12 protein-coding genes are annotated in these 18,060 nt (G+C 50.5%); 7 read left to right on the forward strand and 5 right to left on the reverse strand.

The annotated features are described in order from the left end of the window. The first annotated feature begins 174 nt into the window (after positions 1–174). From L4C36_RS19600 to ptsP, 3 genes are all read left to right on the forward strand, one after another. Positions 175–537, forward strand: coding sequence for a hypothetical protein (locus tag L4C36_RS19600; RefSeq protein WP_428479487.1), 363 nt, complete (start codon positions 175–177; stop codon positions 535–537). Positions 538–871: 334 nt separating this feature from the next. Next, positions 872–1,183 carry a PTS fructose transporter subunit IIB gene (locus tag L4C36_RS19605; RefSeq protein WP_428479488.1) on the forward strand — a complete coding sequence of 104 codons (312 nt, stop codon included), beginning with the start codon at positions 872–874 and terminating at the stop codon, positions 1,181–1,183. Positions 1,184–1,199: 16 nt separating this feature from the next. Then, positions 1,200–3,689, forward strand: coding sequence for a phosphoenolpyruvate--protein phosphotransferase (gene ptsP, locus L4C36_RS19610; protein ID WP_428479489.1), 2,490 nt, complete (start codon positions 1,200–1,202; stop codon positions 3,687–3,689). An 82-nt stretch (positions 3,690–3,771) separates the two neighbouring features. Here ptsP and L4C36_RS19615 read toward each other — a convergent pair whose 3' ends face one another. The 3 genes from L4C36_RS19615 to L4C36_RS19625 form a co-directional block, all read right to left on the reverse strand. After that, positions 3,772–4,152 carry a hypothetical protein gene (locus L4C36_RS19615; protein WP_428479490.1) on the reverse strand — a complete coding sequence of 127 codons (381 nt, stop codon included), beginning with the start codon at positions 4,150–4,152 and terminating at the stop codon, positions 3,772–3,774. A gap of 150 nt (positions 4,153–4,302) precedes the next feature. After that, positions 4,303–5,220, reverse strand: a complete 918-nt coding sequence (locus L4C36_RS19620) for a DUF808 domain-containing protein (protein ID WP_428479491.1) — start codon at positions 5,218–5,220, stop codon at positions 4,303–4,305. A gap of 245 nt (positions 5,221–5,465) precedes the next feature. After that, positions 5,466–5,930, reverse strand: a complete 465-nt coding sequence (locus L4C36_RS19625; RefSeq protein ID WP_428479492.1) for a GNAT family N-acetyltransferase — start codon at positions 5,928–5,930, stop codon at positions 5,466–5,468. Between the two features lie 312 nt (positions 5,931–6,242). Here L4C36_RS19625 and L4C36_RS19630 point away from each other — a divergent pair, with 312 nt between their 5' ends. The 4 genes from L4C36_RS19630 (at position 6,243) to L4C36_RS19645 (ending at position 10,459) form a co-directional block, all read left to right on the forward strand. Continuing rightward, on the forward strand, positions 6,243–6,659 hold the full coding sequence (locus L4C36_RS19630; protein ID WP_428479493.1) for a FixH family protein: 417 nt from the start codon (positions 6,243–6,245) through the stop codon (positions 6,657–6,659). A gap of 115 nt (positions 6,660–6,774) precedes the next feature. Beyond that, positions 6,775–8,109, forward strand: coding sequence for a cytochrome-c peroxidase (locus L4C36_RS19635; protein ID WP_428479494.1), 1,335 nt, complete (start codon positions 6,775–6,777; stop codon positions 8,107–8,109). Then, positions 8,106–9,101 carry a hypothetical protein gene (locus L4C36_RS19640; RefSeq protein WP_428479495.1) on the forward strand — a complete coding sequence of 332 codons (996 nt, stop codon included), beginning with the start codon at positions 8,106–8,108 and terminating at the stop codon, positions 9,099–9,101. Before L4C36_RS19635 ends, L4C36_RS19640 begins: the two co-directional genes overlap by 4 nt. An 86-nt stretch (positions 9,102–9,187) precedes the next feature. Then, positions 9,188–10,459, forward strand: a complete 1,272-nt coding sequence (locus L4C36_RS19645) for a leucine-rich repeat-containing protein kinase family protein (protein ID WP_428479496.1) — start codon at positions 9,188–9,190, stop codon at positions 10,457–10,459. A 120-nt stretch (positions 10,460–10,579) separates the two neighbouring features. On the opposite strand, the gene L4C36_RS19650 is transcribed toward L4C36_RS19645, so the two are convergent. Both L4C36_RS19650 and L4C36_RS19655 read right to left on the reverse strand, forming a co-directional pair. Continuing rightward, positions 10,580–13,828 (reverse strand): M66 family metalloprotease, encoded by a 3,249-nt coding sequence (locus L4C36_RS19650; protein WP_428479497.1) that lies wholly within the window; start codon positions 13,826–13,828, stop codon positions 10,580–10,582. Positions 13,829–14,102: 274 nt separating this feature from the next. Further along, positions 14,103–17,318 carry an Ig-like domain-containing protein gene (locus L4C36_RS19655; RefSeq protein ID WP_428479498.1) on the reverse strand — a complete coding sequence of 1,072 codons (3,216 nt, stop codon included), beginning with the start codon at positions 17,316–17,318 and terminating at the stop codon, positions 14,103–14,105. Positions 17,319–18,060: the final 742 nt, after the last annotated feature.

The raw sequence follows: 18,060 nt of genomic DNA on the forward strand, positions 1-18,060 counted from the left end.
ACGACGGTGATACGCTAACCGTACTATCTTTCGACTTAACCCGCATATTTGTGTGTCATTTTTTGAGCGATACGGAGATGCCTTGCAAATTGCCTCACGAATTGTGAATTCCATTGAATCCTGCAACCGAGTTATGCCACTATCATGAACGGTTGCACATCATACAGGGAGTCCATGATGACACTGATCCAAGCTGCTTTAACTGTTCCTGCTCACATGCTGCCGGGGGGCATACACCCGCAAGCAGTCTCGTTTGGCTTTAAAGAACTCATCAGAACGCGCACCGAACACAACACCCCCGTCGACCTCGTCACCTTTACCTTTTCGTCTCCTCAAGCAACAGCCAATGAAGACCGCTTTGATCAAGCGCTCGAACATTTTCTCTGGCATCTGGCCAAAGGCACACCGTATCAAGTCGATAAATCCTTCATCAATCCCGCAGCAAACGAGTGCCAAAGTTACCATTATCAAGATAATGCATTGACCATGCGCCGCCGCCCACTGCGCGACATTTTATCAACGCATGCCGCATACTGAGTCGCTCAGTCTGCCTTCAGGTCGAACGCACACCAGCCTGCGCCTTAAAAATGCTAATCACAGGGGTGAGTCACCCATCATGGTCACCCTCACCCCTGACATTTTACGCCCACGTTTTCCTCTTATATCAGCCTGCCCGTCACCGCAACATCGTGGTTTTCGGTGCTGACGCCCTTTCTTCCTGCCTTTCATGCTGTCAGGCAGTGGTGATCGTTATCACGCTTGCGACGGTACGTTACAAATATCCAGTAAAGGGTTGTTTTCTCTTCTATCTCCCCCCTAAACATCCTCCTATATTGTCAATATCAGCCCTTCCCTGACAGGAGAAAAAAGAATGAGAGTGATTGCAATTACCGCTTGCCCTACCGGCATCGCACATACCTATATGGCCGCCGATAAATTAACGGAAACCGCCAAGAAGCTAGGATTCGCGATTAAAGTGGAAACCCAAGGTGCAATGGGGATCGAAAACCGCCTAACGGAGCAAGATATTCAGCGTGCCGACATCGTGATTTTGGCGGCTGATATTCGTATCGAAAACCATGAACGCTTTGCCCAGCATCGCTGTTTAGAAGTAACGATTCAGGATGCACTGCAACACCCTCGTCGTGTCTTTTCTCAATGTCAGCAACTGTTAGCACAATAATTACAAGGCAGTGACCATGAAACACGAACTCTCTTTTCGCTGTGCACTCCCTAACGGTATTCACGCTCGCCCAGCGGGCCACTTAGAAAAAGCCTGCCAGCCATTCCAGTGCCAAATCACCCTGATTAATCACCGTAATGGCAACCGCGGCAATGCGAAAAGCGTGCTGGCGCTAGTGGGCACAGATACCCTGTTACATGATGACTGTACCCTGCTATTTGACGGTGCAGACAGCACAGAAGCACTGGCCACCTTGCAGCACTACATCACGGATGTGTTTCCATACTGTGATGAAGCATTAGCCCTTGCCAGTGAAGATGATGCCGTGGTTCTGCCACAATCGTTGACCCGATTAACCCCCACGTTATTGCACGGCACACGCTTGGCACACGGGATAGGCCACGGCACGCTGGTGAACTTCCAGCATGTCGATTTAGTGCGTTTCTCAACGGCGGCACAAGGCGATGAATACGCCCGCTTTACCGATGCGCACCAAACGGTCAATGCCAACCTGACACAGGCCATTGCACAGGCTAATGCACATGAAAAAGCGATTTTAGATGCGCACTTAGCGATGCTACAGGACAGCACACTTGTCGATGGCGTCACCGCATTACTTGCAACACACTCCACGGCCGATGCCATTTTAGCCATCGTTGAGCAACTGTCTGCCCAACTGCAACAGTCTGCCAGTGTTTACCTGCGCGAGCGTGTACTCGACATCCGTGATGTGGCCACCCAGTTACTGATGGCGGCCTACCCACACGTTACCTGTCAGCGCGAATTTGCCCTGACCGAACCCAGCCTTGTGATCGCAAGCGATTTAACCCCCAGCCAATTTTTAGGCTTAGACAAAACCCTGCTGCAAGGTTTGATCCTGACGCAGGCAGGCAGTACCTCTCACACCGTGATTCTTGCCCGAGCATTCAACATTCCGACCTTGTCAGGGATCGCGTTGAGCGAGTGCATGAACGCCCTGAATACCCCAGTCTATATCGACACCCAACTGGGTATTATGGCGATTCAGGCCAATGAGGGAGTACAACGCTACTTCAACCGCGCTTTACTGCTGAAAAAACAGCAGCAAACACGCCAACACGCCTTTGCCCTGCAACCCGCCCGCACCCAAGACGGTCACTCACTGGAAGTGGCGGCAAACATTGCGTCTACGCTGGAAGCGGAAGCGGCCTTTAACCAAGGCGCGGAAGGTATTGGTCTGTTCCGTACTGAAATGCTGTTCATGGATCGCCCACAAGCACCGAATGAAAACGAGCAAGTGCAACACTACCGTGATGTGCTGCAAGCGGCGAACGGCAAGCCTGTGATCATCCGTACCATGGACATTGGGGGCGATAAACCGATTGAATACCTGAACCTGCCGGAAGAGAACAATCCGTTCTTGGGCTACCGTGCCGTGCGGATTTACCCGCAGTTCCTGCCGCTGTTCCATACACAGTTGCGTGCCATTTTACGCGCCTCTGTGCATGGCAATGCCAAAGTGATGATCCCGATGATCCATAGCATCGAGGAAATTCGCTGGGTGAAAGACCAGATAGCCATCGTCAAGGCCGAATTGGACAAGGCCGGTATCGCTTACGATGCCTCCCTGCCTGTGGGTATCATGGTCGAAGTGCCATCGGTGGCCTTCATCATTGATCAGTTCTGTCAGGAAGTGGACTTCTTCAGCATTGGCTCAAACGACATGACTCAGTACCTGCTGGCGGTTGACCGTGACAATGCACAAGTGGCATCGCTGTACAACAGCTTGTCACCGGCGTTCTTACGTATGCTGGATCAAGTGGTCAGCACAGCGCACCAGCATGGTCGTTGGATTGGCCTGTGTGGTGAACTGGGGGCGGATACACACGTGTTGCCTTTATTGGTGGGCGCAGGGCTGGATGAAATCAGCATGAGTACGCCGAAAATTGCCGCCACTAAAACTGCCCTGCGCGAAATGGACTTTAGCCAGTGTCAGCACCTGTTCGAGCAGGCATGCCAGTGCGCTACCATTGCCGATGTGGATACCTTACTTGAGCAAGCGCAGCGTGAGCAAGCCAGCAAACCGTTGCTGGACATTGAATGCGTGTTTACAGAGGCAACATTTGCCAGCAAGGAAGAAGCGATTCAAGCATTGGTCGGTAACCTTGGCGTGACGGGTCGTGCCAATGATATTTACAAACTGGAAGACGATATCTGGGCACGTGAAGCGGTGTTCTCGACGGGGCTAGGGCATGGCTTTGCCATTCCGCACACCAAGTCGGCCAACATTGCCCACTCCAGTATCAGTATCGCGAAACTGTCATCACCGATTGATTGGCAGTCAGATTCTGGCGAGGTGGATTTCATCATCATGCTGACGCTGAACCACGAACAAGGTGATCAGCACATGCGCATTTTCTCTAGCCTCGCCCGTAAGCTGATCCACCCAAGTTTCCGTGACAGCCTGAAAGCCTGTGACAGCGGCGACGCGGTGATTGCATTACTGCAGCAAGAGTTGCCGTTGTAATCCCGCAGTCATTCCACGAACAAACAAAAACGGTCGTCGTGAATTCCCTTCTCGGCGACCGTTTTTCCCCTCTTATCTATCATCAACTGCCATAAAAACCAGACAGCATAACCATGGCGAAAAAGGCAAAAAACAGATACATCACGCAATAAATGGGTAAATAAACAGAAAGCACAGCGCGAAACTTAGTCTTTCGAATCAGACTCTCCGTCAACATATCCGTCAAAACACCCAGCAGAAAAAATCCGCTTGAAAATCCGAACACGGGAAGGAAGAAATCTTTCATCACATGCTGTTCAGGCACGATAGTTTGAAAATAAAAACAGGCGCTCAACACGCTCACTACACACACACCGAAAAGCTGGGTTAACTGTCTCTTACGTTTGGCATACTCGACCTTTTCGATAAAATGAAAAGCCACACCTGACAGCGCCACAAACAGCAAAATCTGAACGAATACCACTTCGTCACTCCCCCTCATTTCCAATCTCCACTTTGCATGCGTTCCCTCATTGGCTATGCCATGATGCATTCATTGAGGAGCATAAAAAAACGGCTTCCCAATAGAAAGCCGTTTTGTGTATTGCTAACGTGATAAAGAAGAAATTGCGCGCTACGACGCAACAGCGGCTTTCACCCAACCAAACGCTTTCACGGCAACTAACACCACGCCGCCACTGAACAGGCCAATTGCGGCATTCACTACGGCAGGCAGCATCAACGCGCCGCCCGGCACCACGGCCGCTTGCGCTGACAGGTGATCGAGCAAAACGTGCGAGTTCGGAATGCTGTGCACCACGATGCCACCGCCCACTAAGAACATGGCAATGGTGCCAACCACGGCCAAGAACTTCATCAAATACGGCGCTGATTTGATCAATCCGTTACCGAACCAACGCTTGAGCGTGCCTGGCTGGCTGTGATCCACCAAGTAGAAACCCAAGTCATCCAACTTCACGATACCCGCGACCAAGCCATAGACGCCGATGGTCATCAACAACGCAATCACACTCACCACCAGCACTTGCGTCAGCATAGGGGCCGTTTGCACGGTGCCGAGGGCAATCACAATGATTTCAGCAGACAAAATAAAATCGGTACGGATCGCCCCCTGAATTTTAGTGCGCTCAAAGGCCAGCAAGTCTTCCTCGGTTTCCATCGGCACAACGTCAGCAGCGTCATCCGCGGCATGGCTATGGAACAACTTCTCCGTGACTTTCTCAAAGCCTTCAAAACACAGAAATAACCCACCCAGCAGTAGCATGGGCGTGATCAACCATGGCGCGACCGCACTGATCAGCAAGGCTGCCGGCACCAGGATCAATTTATTGCGGAACGAGCCTTTAGCCACCGCCCATACGACAGGCACTTCCCGCTCTGCACGCACGCCCGCCACTTGCTGCGCGTTCAACGCCAAGTCATCGCCCAATACCCCCGCGGTTTTGCGCGCGGCGACTTTGCTCATCACCGCCACATCATCCAATACGGTCGCAATATCATCTAACAGGGTGAGTAAACTTGCTCCAGCCACATGGCACCTCTATCTCTTTCGTATTCGTTTTTCGTTAACGTCAATGTGGACCGCCGCAAGACTGCATAGGCACCACACTCAAAATGTAACAAAATATTACCACCATCGGTGCCTTTGTGTGCAGTGAATTTTATCCAACCGTCTGATCTCTCAGACAGAGACGACAAAATGCACAGAAACAAAAACGTGCAGACAAGAAAAACACGGCGTTGCCATACAAACCTGTCAACGTCATTCGTGCCGGTTTATTTCACCGAAAAGCATTGTCTGGTCACGGGTCCCCAATAACTGTCGGCATATATATCTTCCACAAACACCCCATCGGTATACGCCCCAATGGTGCGACGCCAAAACGCCACCGCATGGTCAGCACCGGCAATCTGTTTACTCACCCATTCGCCCGGCATCATGGCGAATAACTGGTGCGCAAACTGCTGACCCATGCGATTTTTCCGAAACACGGGCACCACGTAAAAATCACACACTTCATAATGCCCGATTGCGGTTTCTGCAATTGCGGCCAACCCCGCCGGGGCATTATCGATATACAGCAAGAACCCCCTCACATTGCCCCCGATCAAGGTATCCATGGCGAACACCCCCTGATCATCAGGCACCTTCTTGGTGTAGACGGAAAATTCCGCTTCATAGGGCTGACTCAAATTCAGATACACCGGCATATTGGTTTCATCAACGGTGACAATATTCACAGTCCTCTCCTCTCATCGGGTTGGCAGCAAACAGCAAAAAGGGCGCGACCGCGTCCAGTTAATAGCACCCTTTTAGGGTAGTCACTGCCTCTGCAAGTGGGAAAGTTTCCCGTTATTCCTTTTGCAGGCCAATGGGGAAATGGGAGTGTGTGGCTTTGCGACAAATATCACTTCTGCGCATATTTATGCCTGCCTTCTTTTCATGATTATGTATTGATAGTTAGACCACCCGACATAAATCTTGTATGCACTTGACGACACCCGCTTGAAACACAAAGCTCAAAAGAACGATGACAAGCCTTGTGTGATGCTATGCCTATCCCCCTTCTCTTCGCGACATTAATGCTGCTGTGCTTACCGCTTTCTCTGTCGGCGGCATCGCCTTTCCCCTTAATGCAGACCACACCGCACTTTATGGTCACGGCTCAACCACTTAAACGGCCCATTTCACTCAACCGCATTCATGCTTGGCAGGTACACATTACCGACAACGTGGGTAAAAATGTGGAAGGCCTGCACTTTAGAGTACAGGGAGGGATGCCCGCACACCGACACGGTTTTCCCACTCAACCCACACTGATAGAAGAAACCGCACCAGGGGAATACCTGATTGATGGCATGGCTTTCAATATGTTCGGGCAATGGCAACTTGAGCTGATTAATCAAAACCTTAATCCGCCTTTCCATATCACGTTTGATTTTGCGATCACCCATGAAAACAGCCAATAAACCCGCGAGTGCATCCCGTCGAGCATGGACTCTTGGCATGATATTGCTGGGGGCAACTTGCTTAGGTGGCCTTGTGTTGACTGAACTCGGGATTAACGTCCAAGAGAGACAGCCCATGACTTGGACGGCCGAAGAACTCGCGATCTTAAAGGGGCTACGGCTCCCTGATCGCTGGGATATAGAGGACCCCTCGAATGCGTATTTACACGATCCTTCGGCGGCACAATGGGGTGAGAAACTGTTTTTTGATAAACGTTTGAGCCGTTCACGGCAGATCGCCTGCGCGACCTGCCACCAGCCCGACCACTATTTCACGGCCTCCCCAAACAGTGGGATCAACCTCGACAAACAGGTACCTACCCTGCTAGGCGTCGCGTCCTTACAATGGTATATGCTGGATGGCCGCGTGGACAGCCTGTGGTCACAAGCCCTGAAACCGTTAGAGCACCCGCTTGAGCACCACGGCACCCGTACCGATTATGTACAGCTCATTGCGCGCTATTACCCGCACGCGTACGCGGCGACTTTTGGTCCCTTACCATCCGCCATCACGCAAGATGATTTGCCAGCACAGGCTTCTCCCGTCAGTGCCCTTGCCCATGAGCAGCAACACTGGCAGCAGTTAGATAAAGACACTCAAACGGCGATCAATCACGTCTTTGCCAATATCGGCAAAGCACTGGCGGCCTATCAAGCCACGTTATGGCCCCGACCTTCCCGCTTTGATCGGTTTGTGACCCAGCTACTGACAGCCAACGCTTCATCTGGCTTACCGACGACGCATGTATTTACAGGCAGTGCGTCTACTGCCGATACGTTTACTGATAATACCTTTAGCCCGGATGAAATCGCGGGGCTGAAACTGTTTATCAGCGAACAAGGTCAATGCCTGCATTGCCATAACGGCCCACTACTGACCAATGGTGGGTTCCATGTCACCACCGTGCCGTCCCCGCATCCGATGGCAAAAGCAGGACGGCTCAATGGCATTGAAACCGCCTACGCGGATCCCTTTAATTGCCTAGGCCCTTACAGCGACAGTGCGCCAGAACAATGCAAAGCCCTGCGTTTTAGTAAACGGAACACGCCTGAACTACGCGGGGCGACAAAAGTGCCCACCCTGCGCAACATCGCCGAAACGGCCCCTTACATGCATGCAGGGCAATTCACCACGCTGCATGACGTTTTGCAGTATTACAACCGAGCGGCCACCCCATTTGCTGCACACACGGATCTTAGCCCGCTGAAATTATTGCCTTATCAGCTGAATCAATTGGAAGCTTTTTTGCGTACCTTGAGCCGTGATCACCGCCATCCCCCCACAGACATCTATGCCAACTCAAGCCATTTTGAATCCGACCATTCCCAGTCAAACCATGCGGCCTCACTTTATCCCGCCTCAAGCTATACCGCTTATGCCATGCAATATGCTTCGGAGAACCCACAATGAGCACTCACTCGCCCGCTTCATCACCACGGTCTATCGGGCGGTTCATCGCTGCGATGGCCGCCACCTTCAGTATTCCCAGTCATGCGCATGTCCGGTGGTTTGTTCCCGACGGCACCAACCCAGATGTAACGCTGCCATGGGATACGCTTTCGCTGATGATCACCCTTATCACACTCGGGTTGTTTGCCTTCGCCGCAACACTCTCTTACGCGCCTGTGCTGCCTCGTGCGATCAAGACCGGCTTAGATCGACCGGTTGTCAGTACCCACCCTTGGCTGTGGTACATACTGGTGTTGGTCATCAACACCTATTTAGCGATTAACTTATTGCAAGGGGAGTTTCTTGCCCCCAACCTGTATTTATCACCGCAACAAGCCATCTATGGCGTCATCATCCAAGCCTCCGCCATTGTGCTCATGGCCTTTTCGGTCAGCTTGACGGGTGTGGCGATCGCCGGTACCGCGTTGGCATTGGTGATATTCTTCCCGTTTTTTATTGCGCTTGATTACGTCTTTGAATTCTTTTTTGTGGGGCTGGCCTTAATCTGCATAGGCCCAAGTCTCAACCATAATGATACCCGCCTGTGTCAGGGGTTAGGCGTCGACAAAACCCAATGGCGCACACTGGCAATCCACTTATTGCGTATTGGGCTTGGCCTGCAACTGCTCGAATTAGGGCTGCACAACAAACTGATGTTGCCCGGCATGGCGTTGGCGTTTATTGAACAGCACCCTTACTACAATTTCTTCCCGCTGCTGAATTTGCCGCAAGTCAGCCATTTGCACTTTGTGTTTTTTGTCGGGATCAGCGAAGCGCTGATCGGCTTGCTACTGATCTTCCATTTCGCCAACCGGATCATTTATGCCTTGCTACTGACCATTTTCATGATCACCCTCTGGCTCTCCGGCACCGACGAATTGATCGGTCACCTGCCTCTCATCACGGTGGTGGTTATCTTGTTTATTGAATCGGGAAAAGAAAACGTCAGGTAAAACGCACAGGTATTTCCCATAGTCGTCTGCATCAATGTTCAGTACACTACCGGACTTTGTCTCACGCGACTTACGGATGGAACATTTTGCAGACACTTTCTCAGCTTAAATCGGGCGAACTGGCGGGCGTTCAGCGTCTGAAATTATCCGAGCAATTAACCACCTTTCCTTTAGAAATTTTGTCTCTCGCAGAGAGCTTAGAAATTCTGGATTTGTCGGATAACCAGTTGTCGTCGCTGCCGGATGAATTTGCCCAGCTGAAGAAACTGAAGATCTTCTTTGCGTCTAACAACCAGTTTGACACGCTCCCCGACGTACTCGGCCAATGCCCTGAGCTAGAAATGGTGGGACTCAAGGCCAACCAGATCAAACACGTGCCTGCACAGTCATTACCACAAAAACTGCGCTGGCTGATCTTGACGGAAAACCAAATTGACACCCTGCCAGATGCTTTGGGGGAACGTCCTCGTCTGCAAAAACTGGCTTTAGCGGGTAATCGCCTGACTCAGTTGCCACAAACCCTGTCGCAACTGGGCAACCTTGAGCTAGTGCGCATTTCTGCCAACCAACTCACCGAATGCCCAGATCAATTGTTCGGGCTACCGAAACTGGCATGGTTGGCGTTTTCCGGAAACCCGTTTAGCCAGTCAGACATCAAAAACCATACCGTACCGTGTGTGCCATCGCGCGATTTCACCTTGCATCAGGTACTCGGCCAAGGGGCGTCCGGCGTGATTTCTAAAGCCTCATGGCTTCACGCCCAAGATCGCTTCCCTGAAGAGATTGCCGTTAAAGTGTTTAAAGGCGAGGTGACCAGCGATGGCTACCCAGAAGACGAGTTACAGGCTTGTCTGAAAGTGGGACACCACCCCAACGTGGTGCAATCTTTGGCGCAAGTGAATGAGGAAGGCTACCTTGCCTTGATCATGAATTTGATCCCAAGCCATTACCGCAACTTAGGTTTGCCACCAACGTTCAGTACCTGTACCCGCGATACCTTCCCTGCGGGCTTTACGCTGTCGATTGCGCAAATTGATAAGATCGTGACGCAAATGGCCGATGTGTTTGCGCACCTGCATAGTAATCAAGTGTGTCATGGCGATCTCTATGCCCATAACACCCTGTTTGATGAAGACGCCAATATCATTTTCGGGGATTTTGGTGCTGCGACCATGTATCACATGCTGACAGACACACAGCAAGCGCAAGTAAAGCAGATAGAGTACCGTGCGTTTCAGCACTTCATTGATGATCTGCTGAGTGTATGTGCAGCAGAAGATCAGCACAGCGACATGTTCCTGCAGCTCAAGCAAATGGCTAAACAAGACTGTCCACTGGTGTCACACAAAGCCGCATGATCTGACTGAGCTCCACACGGCAGCTCCAAGCGACAGGGCCAAACGACAGACAGAAAAAAAGCGGTGTCTTCACACCGCTTTTTGGTCTTTTCTCGTTGTATTTTCTAGCAGCCTATAGGCTTACAGCTTATTCCACGCATCTTGCCAGTAAGCACTGGTACCCGGCGCATACGCGGCGTTTGCACACCAGCCAGAATTTGGCCATGGCTTACACTGGTACAGATGTTCGTCAGTCCCTTTAACAATGTCCCCTTCTTGATAAGCCGTACCGGCTTGGTACAGAGGGTATTCACCTGATGGTGGTGGTGTGACTTCAGGTCCTGGATTGGGTACTGCGCAGCCATTATCAGACACTTGCTTCCACACGCCCCATTCGCCGGTTGTGCCCGGCTCTTCGCCTTGCGTCCACCAGCCCGCTAGCCATACTGCACCATTGTGCGACACGTGATCACCGGCAACATAAATGCTCTGTGCTGACCACGCATTCTCACAACTTTCAACCGTGACAGTACGCTCTGCCGTCACGGTTTGACCCGCACTGTCTGTCACCTGATACACCAGCACATATGCGCCCGCCGTATTCGCGTCCACCTGACCCGATACCGACACAGCAGCAGACAAGTCACCGTCTTCTGCATCTTGCGCAGACACGCCGTTCATCGCATCAAACGCCGCCCCAAGATCGATCTTGGCATCCGCAACGCCCGCCAGTACCGGCTTTTCGCTGAACACTTCTACTGTACGGGTTACCACGGTTTCACTTTGCGCACTGTCGTAGGCCTTGTAGGTCAAGGTGTAGAAACCGGCTTTTTGGTTATCAACCTGTCCTTCAATGACCAACGATGCCGTAACATCGCCATCAAAGTCATCTTGTGCGGTTACACCCGCCAGCGGATCAAACGCCTCACCTTGGGCAATCACTACATCGTCAATGCCCTGAATCGTCGGTGCTTGGCCAGCTTCGGTGGTGATAACACTCGGCTTCAGTGGCGCTTTTGGCGCAGCAAGTGCAATCGTGTCTAACACTTCATCGTGACATACCACTTCCGCTTGGTAGGGTTGCAAAGCCGTCTCAACGTTTACGTGGAAACGGTTCATCATCCCCGTAGTTAAACGGCGGTTGTGTAGGTTAAACGTCTTGGTGCCGCCTTCGCGCGTCATCACGTTCAGCTGACACGCAGAAGGCATGAAACGGTCTTCGTAAACCGAGCCATACGCACCGTGCAATGCCGGATAAATATAGCTTGGCAGCGTGTTTTCTGGATCGTAATAGCCAACGAGCGTGGTCACTGCCACACCTTGCTTATTCGGTGTACGCTCAATTTTCTTATTCAGGATATCGTTGTCTATTTCTACCCATTCACCCTGAGTGTATTGATAGGCATATTTACTGCCCATCGGCAATGGACGACTCGTACCGTTGAAATGCACCGTCGCCGTCCATGCTGCTGACGACTCAACCAATGCAATCTTGCCTTCAAAGCTCGCATCATTGGTTAAGTACAGATCTCTGGCCCAATGACGATCACGCATATTAATATGAACGATGTTGTAATCGGTATACAGCTCTTGCAGCTTAGTGCTGTCAGGGCCGAACTGATGCACGGATTCCTTATCATTTAACATGATCACCACAAGGCCTAAATTATCGATCCCTGTATTGGTCCAAGGCTCCATGATTTTTTTATCATGATTCCACTTACTGAAACCGGTTGGCGAGTTCAGATCAAAGTTAACTTTCGTTTCCAACGCGTCTTGGAAAACACTGGATTCATAAGGTGCGAAAAGTGTGTAAGCATTCTGCTCAGGGTATAGCGGCCAGCCGCCCGACATGGTGCCTTTACCGAAGGCATGGCCCTCAAACGGTTCTGCACATTCACCGTTGTAACAGGTGCTCTGACCGTTCGCTGCTCGGAGGAAATTCGGGATAAAGATGTTCTTATTGGCATCCCATCCCCATGCTGAATTACGCTCGGTGGAACGGTTGTGTATCGCCCCTCGGAAACCGCCCGGGAAATGGTCACCCACGCCAAATTCATGGCCGGTCTCATGGGTAAATTCATTACCTGTTGAGTTAGCAACTGACGCGACCCCGACATAGGATCCTAGCAGGCCATGGTTAACCAATCCCGTCGAGTATTTACCGACCGACATGTTCACCGTCACTTGCGCGGCGTAATATGGGTTATCAATGATCCACGATGTACCACTGCGCACATATGAGGAGTTCACCCCGTAGTTGGCACTGTTGATCCCGGCCGATACCAATTCACGTGCGACACGGTAGTGTGAATCACTGCCATACACATCAAACGCACTTGGATCATAATCTGTCAGCAAACGACCATCTGGCAGCATGATTTCAGGAAAATATATCGACTCGTACGGGTTCACCGTTAACTTACTGATCTGAATATTTTGGAAATACTGACGTTGCAGTTCGCGATCTTTGGCAAAGACAAACGCGTTTCTTGGCGGGGTTAACAAACCAATGTCGACGGCATTCAACACCAAGTGCGTATTTATGCCAATTTTTACATTATCGAGTACGCCTTCTTTGCCATCACTCGTGGTGAACGTGAGCGTCAGGCCCGGTTGCATCACTTCCGCTGGCAGCGCAACGGTGTAAGCCTTGTCGCTGTAAGCCACCTTATTGATGTCCATGTCCCCCTGAGCATACCAAGTACCATTCAGGTTATGATAAGTCAGTGATCGACCGCGACTCAGCGTATCGTTCCCCCTTGAATATTGGATGTGCGAGTTATAGCCAGCATGGGAAGAAAAGGTCACGACTTTATCCGTGAATGCGTCATCTTCCGGCAGCGTAAAGTGCTTCATCCAATTACCATCACTCAACTCAACATGAATGGTGTCATGCTGCGCTAACAGCTTGCGGAAAGCGGGCTGGCCGGCTTCATCAGCAATGCTGGAAATCTCATGAAATTGCGTAAGATGGCGATCAAACTGTTCAGGTTTGGTCGTATCGATATCCAGATCAAGTTGGCTGGCAATTGTCGGCTGCTGATTCGGCAGTTGCATTGCGGCGCGATGCACAACGTCACCTTGTGCATTTTTCGCGATCACTGTGATCGGCTCGTTACTCGCCACGTTATTGGCTTGCGGCTCAAAAATCACCAAAGTCTTACGTAACGCCACCAAGTGGGGATGACGGTCATCTTGAAGGGTATTGGCCGTCGGTAAAATCAGGCTTTGTGCCAAACTTACGGTGCCTAACAAGCGACCTTGCGTGTCGGATGGCAATTCCTTTTGGCTAAAATAGTGCATGTCAGCAGGCATCGTTTGTACGCCAAACGCCGCTCCGCTCGCAAGCAGTGCGGGGATCAAGCAAGCAATATAGGTCTTTTTCATATTAATCCAAATGACTATTAATTAATTTGTCAGCAATATAAATAATGCCGAAACGATTTGTTACAGGAATGATTTTTTCTTTGAACTAATCCCACAAAATAAGCATTTTTTTACTTCTACCGTAGGCCGATATGAGGGGGATGCAGATGCAAAATGGCGCCTCTCAGAAAGGCACACTAAACGACAGATAAAAAAGAACCCTGCATCAAAAGCAGGGTTCTCTTGTTACTTAATCAGACTTCAACCATCTGATTTCATTGAACGTGACAACCCATTATTGTGGGTTAAGGCCCAATTGCTTTAGCACTAGCTTAAAGTTCTCGCGGCGCTCTTTCACGTTGTGAACGTCACCGGTTGAACACGTCAAGTCAGGACAACCACGGTTAACGATACCTGAAACGTCATCAATGAATTGAGACCCTTTCATGCCACCATCAACGTAGTTTTTCAGCTCGTTGTAGTAGTTCCAATCCGCGTACTGACCGCCTTCATCGTTGTAAGCCTGTACTGACGTTACCCAGTAGAACAGACCTGCAATCCACTTAATTTCTTTGTTCTCTTCAGAGCTACAGATCAAACCTGGGTTTGAACAGAAATCAAGTTCAGCGTACAGCGGGTTCGCCGGTGGCGCTTCAACCGTTACGCCGTCAATCGTTTTACCAATGGTCTCTGGGTCAACGTGTGAGCGACCTAGGTAGTGGTTCAGCGTACCGAAGTTCTGACGACCTGTAGTCTGAATAACACCACGGCCCCACCAGCCACAACCTTCAACACTTTCTTGGCTGCTGCCGTCCCAAATGAAGCTACCGGCTTTCTGGCCAACGTACGTCTTACACGTATCACGTTCCCAAACCTGCTTCGACGTATCTACCGATTCAGGTACATCGTTACAGTGACCGTTGTTGGTCCAACGACCTACTGCGCCGTTCACTAGCAGGCCACGCTCTTCCAGTACCGCATCTGGCGCTGCAAATACTGGCGCAGGTGCACCGTACCATTTCGCATGTGTCAGTGCGCTCACTTCCATCTTGTTATCACGAGGACACGAGTAAGCGTAATCTAGGCCCGATGCTGGGTTCACACCGTAATCCGCGTATTTCTGACCCAGCTGACCACAGCTTGCCGTCATCGGGTAATCCGCTGGCGCGCCGTATTTCACTTCAGACCAGTTGTTCTCGTCACACGCGTTGTAACGAATGGTTTCTTGCATACTTTGTGCTAGGAACGCAGCAATCGCGACTTTGGCGTATTTGATGTTTGTTGCATCATCTTCGCCTTCGTTCAATAGCCAGAACTTGTTACCTGCCACACCGATGTTGTGCATCGCATTCAGGCCATCAAGGAAGTCATTCCATTTGTACACCGTTGACGGAACCCACTGTGATTGCGGTGTTTCGTATAGGAATGCTTCGTTATCCATCGCATTTTCAGCGGCTGCTAACTGTTGGTTCAGCGCTTCAATCGTGGTTAGCGAGCCTTTTTCTAGCTCTTTACCGACATAGTACAGCGGTACTTTCACATCTTGGTATTGATCGATCTTGTTGGTTAGATCCGAAGAATCGTTATCAAACAGAATCGCGAATACGTTACTGTAAGCCGCTTTACGTAGCTGAGGTTTACCCGCTGCGTCACCCATGAAGTAACCTGACGTTTGCGCCGTTGGCATGTCAGCCAGCATTGCTGGTGTCTTCACGTAGTCAGACACTTGCTTCACGTACTCAAGCGCATTGTGCCACTGCTCGCTGGTCAGTGCGTTTGTTTCACCTGATTTGGTGAACGCCACGAAGTCTGCTTTGTTTGCTGAATCCGCTTTGTACAGTTCGAAGTTATCCAGTAGATCTGCCGTAAATGCAGATGCTTCATCCCAGACAGACTGACGGCCAGAATGCGTATCGAACGCGAACTCACCAATATGTAGCGACCAACCAAATGTCGCTTGTGGCGCTAGCGTGGTGATGATCAGGTTGTGCGCTTGTGCCCAGCCTTTCACGTCGCTGCTCAGTGCGTTGATGGCATCGAGATCAATCTTGCTGCCTGTGCTTTCAACAGCGCGTGTTAGCGCTTCTTTCACTGATACAGCGCCCAGTGCTGCGCCTTTATCGTTGGTTGCCAGATCAAGCACATCACTGTTGATGATGATGGATGCGGTACCTGCTTGCTCAGCCTGCTGGATGATTGATACAAACGCACGCGTTAGTGCATCCACGTTCGCCAATGCATCGCTGTTGATCGCATCAATCGTCAACGTTGCAGGAGCCGCCGTTGATGGGCTTGCTACAACAAACGTGTTTGGCCAACCTGCCACTTCCAGACGAACTGGGTCCATTGGGTTTTGCAGTGATAGCAAAGGTGCCGTACCTGGTTCTGTGCCATCACAGTTCAGGTGAAGTGCCCATGATGCATCGCTGCCTGGTACTGACTTGGTCCAGTAAATCGCAGAGTAAGCAATGTTGTCGTGAACCATGATGTCACCGCCCGTCGCGTGATCACCACGTGTCCAGTCAGGGTACACATTGAACTCTTCACATAGCGCACCCGGTGGTGTCACTGGTGGCTCAACCGGCGGTTCTACCACGTCTTGCTCAACGGTAATTTTCACACGCGCTGATGCTGTTAGATTCTGTGCATCGGTCGCAATCGCGTTCAGTGTGATGTCGCCGGTCTTGGTTGGCTGCCAATCACACGCGAACTTATCGGTCGTTGCGGCATCGAACGTACAGATCTGCTGGTTGCCCGCTTTAACAACGACTTTCTTCAGGTCGTTATCCACATCTGTTGCATTAACAGAAATAGACACGGTCTCTTTTTCGTTAACCGTTGTGCCGTTTGCTGGGGTGATGAATGTCACTACTGGAGCAGTGAAGTCTTCCGTCACTTCTTCTTTAACGGTCACAGAAACCGATTGCTGCTCAAGCTGCTGGTTGTTCTTGTCCAGTACAATCACGTTGATTGTCGCGCTACCCGCTTCCACTGGCGTCCAGTTTTGCGTGTAAACGGTTTGGCTCTGGTTAACCGCTTTCACAGATAGCTTCTGGTTGTTTGCCCAGAACTCTACTTTTGCTGCCAATTCGCCGTCAACGCTTGCTTTGATCGCAACCACGTCGTTCGCGTTAACGACCTGACCTGCCACTGGAGACAGAACAGACAGCTCTGTTGGCTCTGGATCGGGGTTTGGACCTGGGCCTGGTTCACCTGAACATTCCGTCAGTTCCCAGAACCAAGAGCTTGCGCTTGGGGTTTCCCAAACACCTGGGTTGTTCTTCGCGATGAAACACTGATCGTTGTAAGACACCACATCGCCATTGCTCACCTGAGTTTGACCCGGGATAAATGGAATGATGTCGCCTAGATCAGGGTTTGGACCTGGCTCTGGCTCTGGCTCTGGCTCTGGCTCTGGCTCTGGCTCTGGCTCTGGCTCTGGCTCTGGCTCTGGCGCTCTGGCTCTGGCTCTGGCTCTGGCTCTGGCTCTGGAGTAGGTTCGCCTGAACATTCAGCCGCCGTCCAGAACCATGAACTTGCATCCGGTGTTTCCCAGATACCTGGGTTATTTTTAGCGACAAAACACTCGCCGTTGTACGATACCATCTCGCCATTTGTTACTTTTGTTTCACCAGGAACAAAAGCGACAACATCAGATGCGTGTGCGTCTGCGGCATGCAAATAACCACTAAACATCACACCAGCCAGTGCGATTGTTATTTTATTTAATTTATTCAAAGTTTAGCTCTTCTGTTATTTATTCGTCTTTTCAGACAAATTCATTCGTTATTTAAAGGGCGTGTCATGGATGATTATTATGATTCACGCCCTCCGTTGCGAACTCATGCTTACAGTTCAGCGTGATGGAGACGATAGCGTGGGTAATAGCATGTCGATATTATTTATCGACACATTTAAAGCCCGCTATCAGAAACAATACCGGTCTGTTTTGTTTTCATAAATCATCCAAACATGAAATCGACAGGCTTATATTAAAAAAGTCAGTATTCATCGTTTCATGAAAAACCAGAATATCAATCTCAGTTAACATCCTAATTTTTCTGTATTTAACTACGGAAAATCGCATTCTCCACGAACGATTTATCAACTTTGTGATATTGGTTCAGTTTTTATTTTCAATAACAGTGTATATAGGAAAATTCCTACAAGATTTTCCGCTCATTTTTTATGCTAATCAGCAATTTATATGAGTACAGAGGCATGCGCCCAGCGCTTTTGTCAGCGCAGTAAGC

It is taken from the genome of Photobacterium japonica (assembly GCF_050337005.1).
Lineage (GTDB): Bacteria > Pseudomonadota > Gammaproteobacteria > Enterobacterales > Vibrionaceae > Photobacterium > Photobacterium japonica.

Coding starts and splice junctions, on each gene's coding strand:
- L4C36_RS19600 (WP_428479487.1), top strand. CDS start 175: ATGATGACACTGATCCAAGCTGCTTTAACTGTTCCTGCTCACATGCTG.
- L4C36_RS19605 (WP_428479488.1), top strand. CDS start 872: ATGAGAGTGATTGCAATTACCGCTTGCCCTACCGGCATCGCACATACC.
- ptsP (WP_428479489.1), top strand. CDS start 1,200: ATGAAACACGAACTCTCTTTTCGCTGTGCACTCCCTAACGGTATTCAC.
- L4C36_RS19630 (WP_428479493.1), top strand. CDS start 6,243: ATGCCTATCCCCCTTCTCTTCGCGACATTAATGCTGCTGTGCTTACCG.
- L4C36_RS19635 (WP_428479494.1), top strand. CDS start 6,775: ATGACTTGGACGGCCGAAGAACTCGCGATCTTAAAGGGGCTACGGCTC.
- L4C36_RS19640 (WP_428479495.1), top strand. CDS start 8,106: ATGAGCACTCACTCGCCCGCTTCATCACCACGGTCTATCGGGCGGTTC.
- L4C36_RS19650 (WP_428479497.1), bottom strand. CDS start 13,828: ATGAAAAAGACCTATATTGCTTGCTTGATCCCCGCACTGCTTGCGAGC.
- L4C36_RS19655 (WP_428479498.1), bottom strand. CDS start 17,318: ATGTTCAGGCGAACCTACTCCAGAGCCAGAGCCAGAGCCAGAGCCAGA.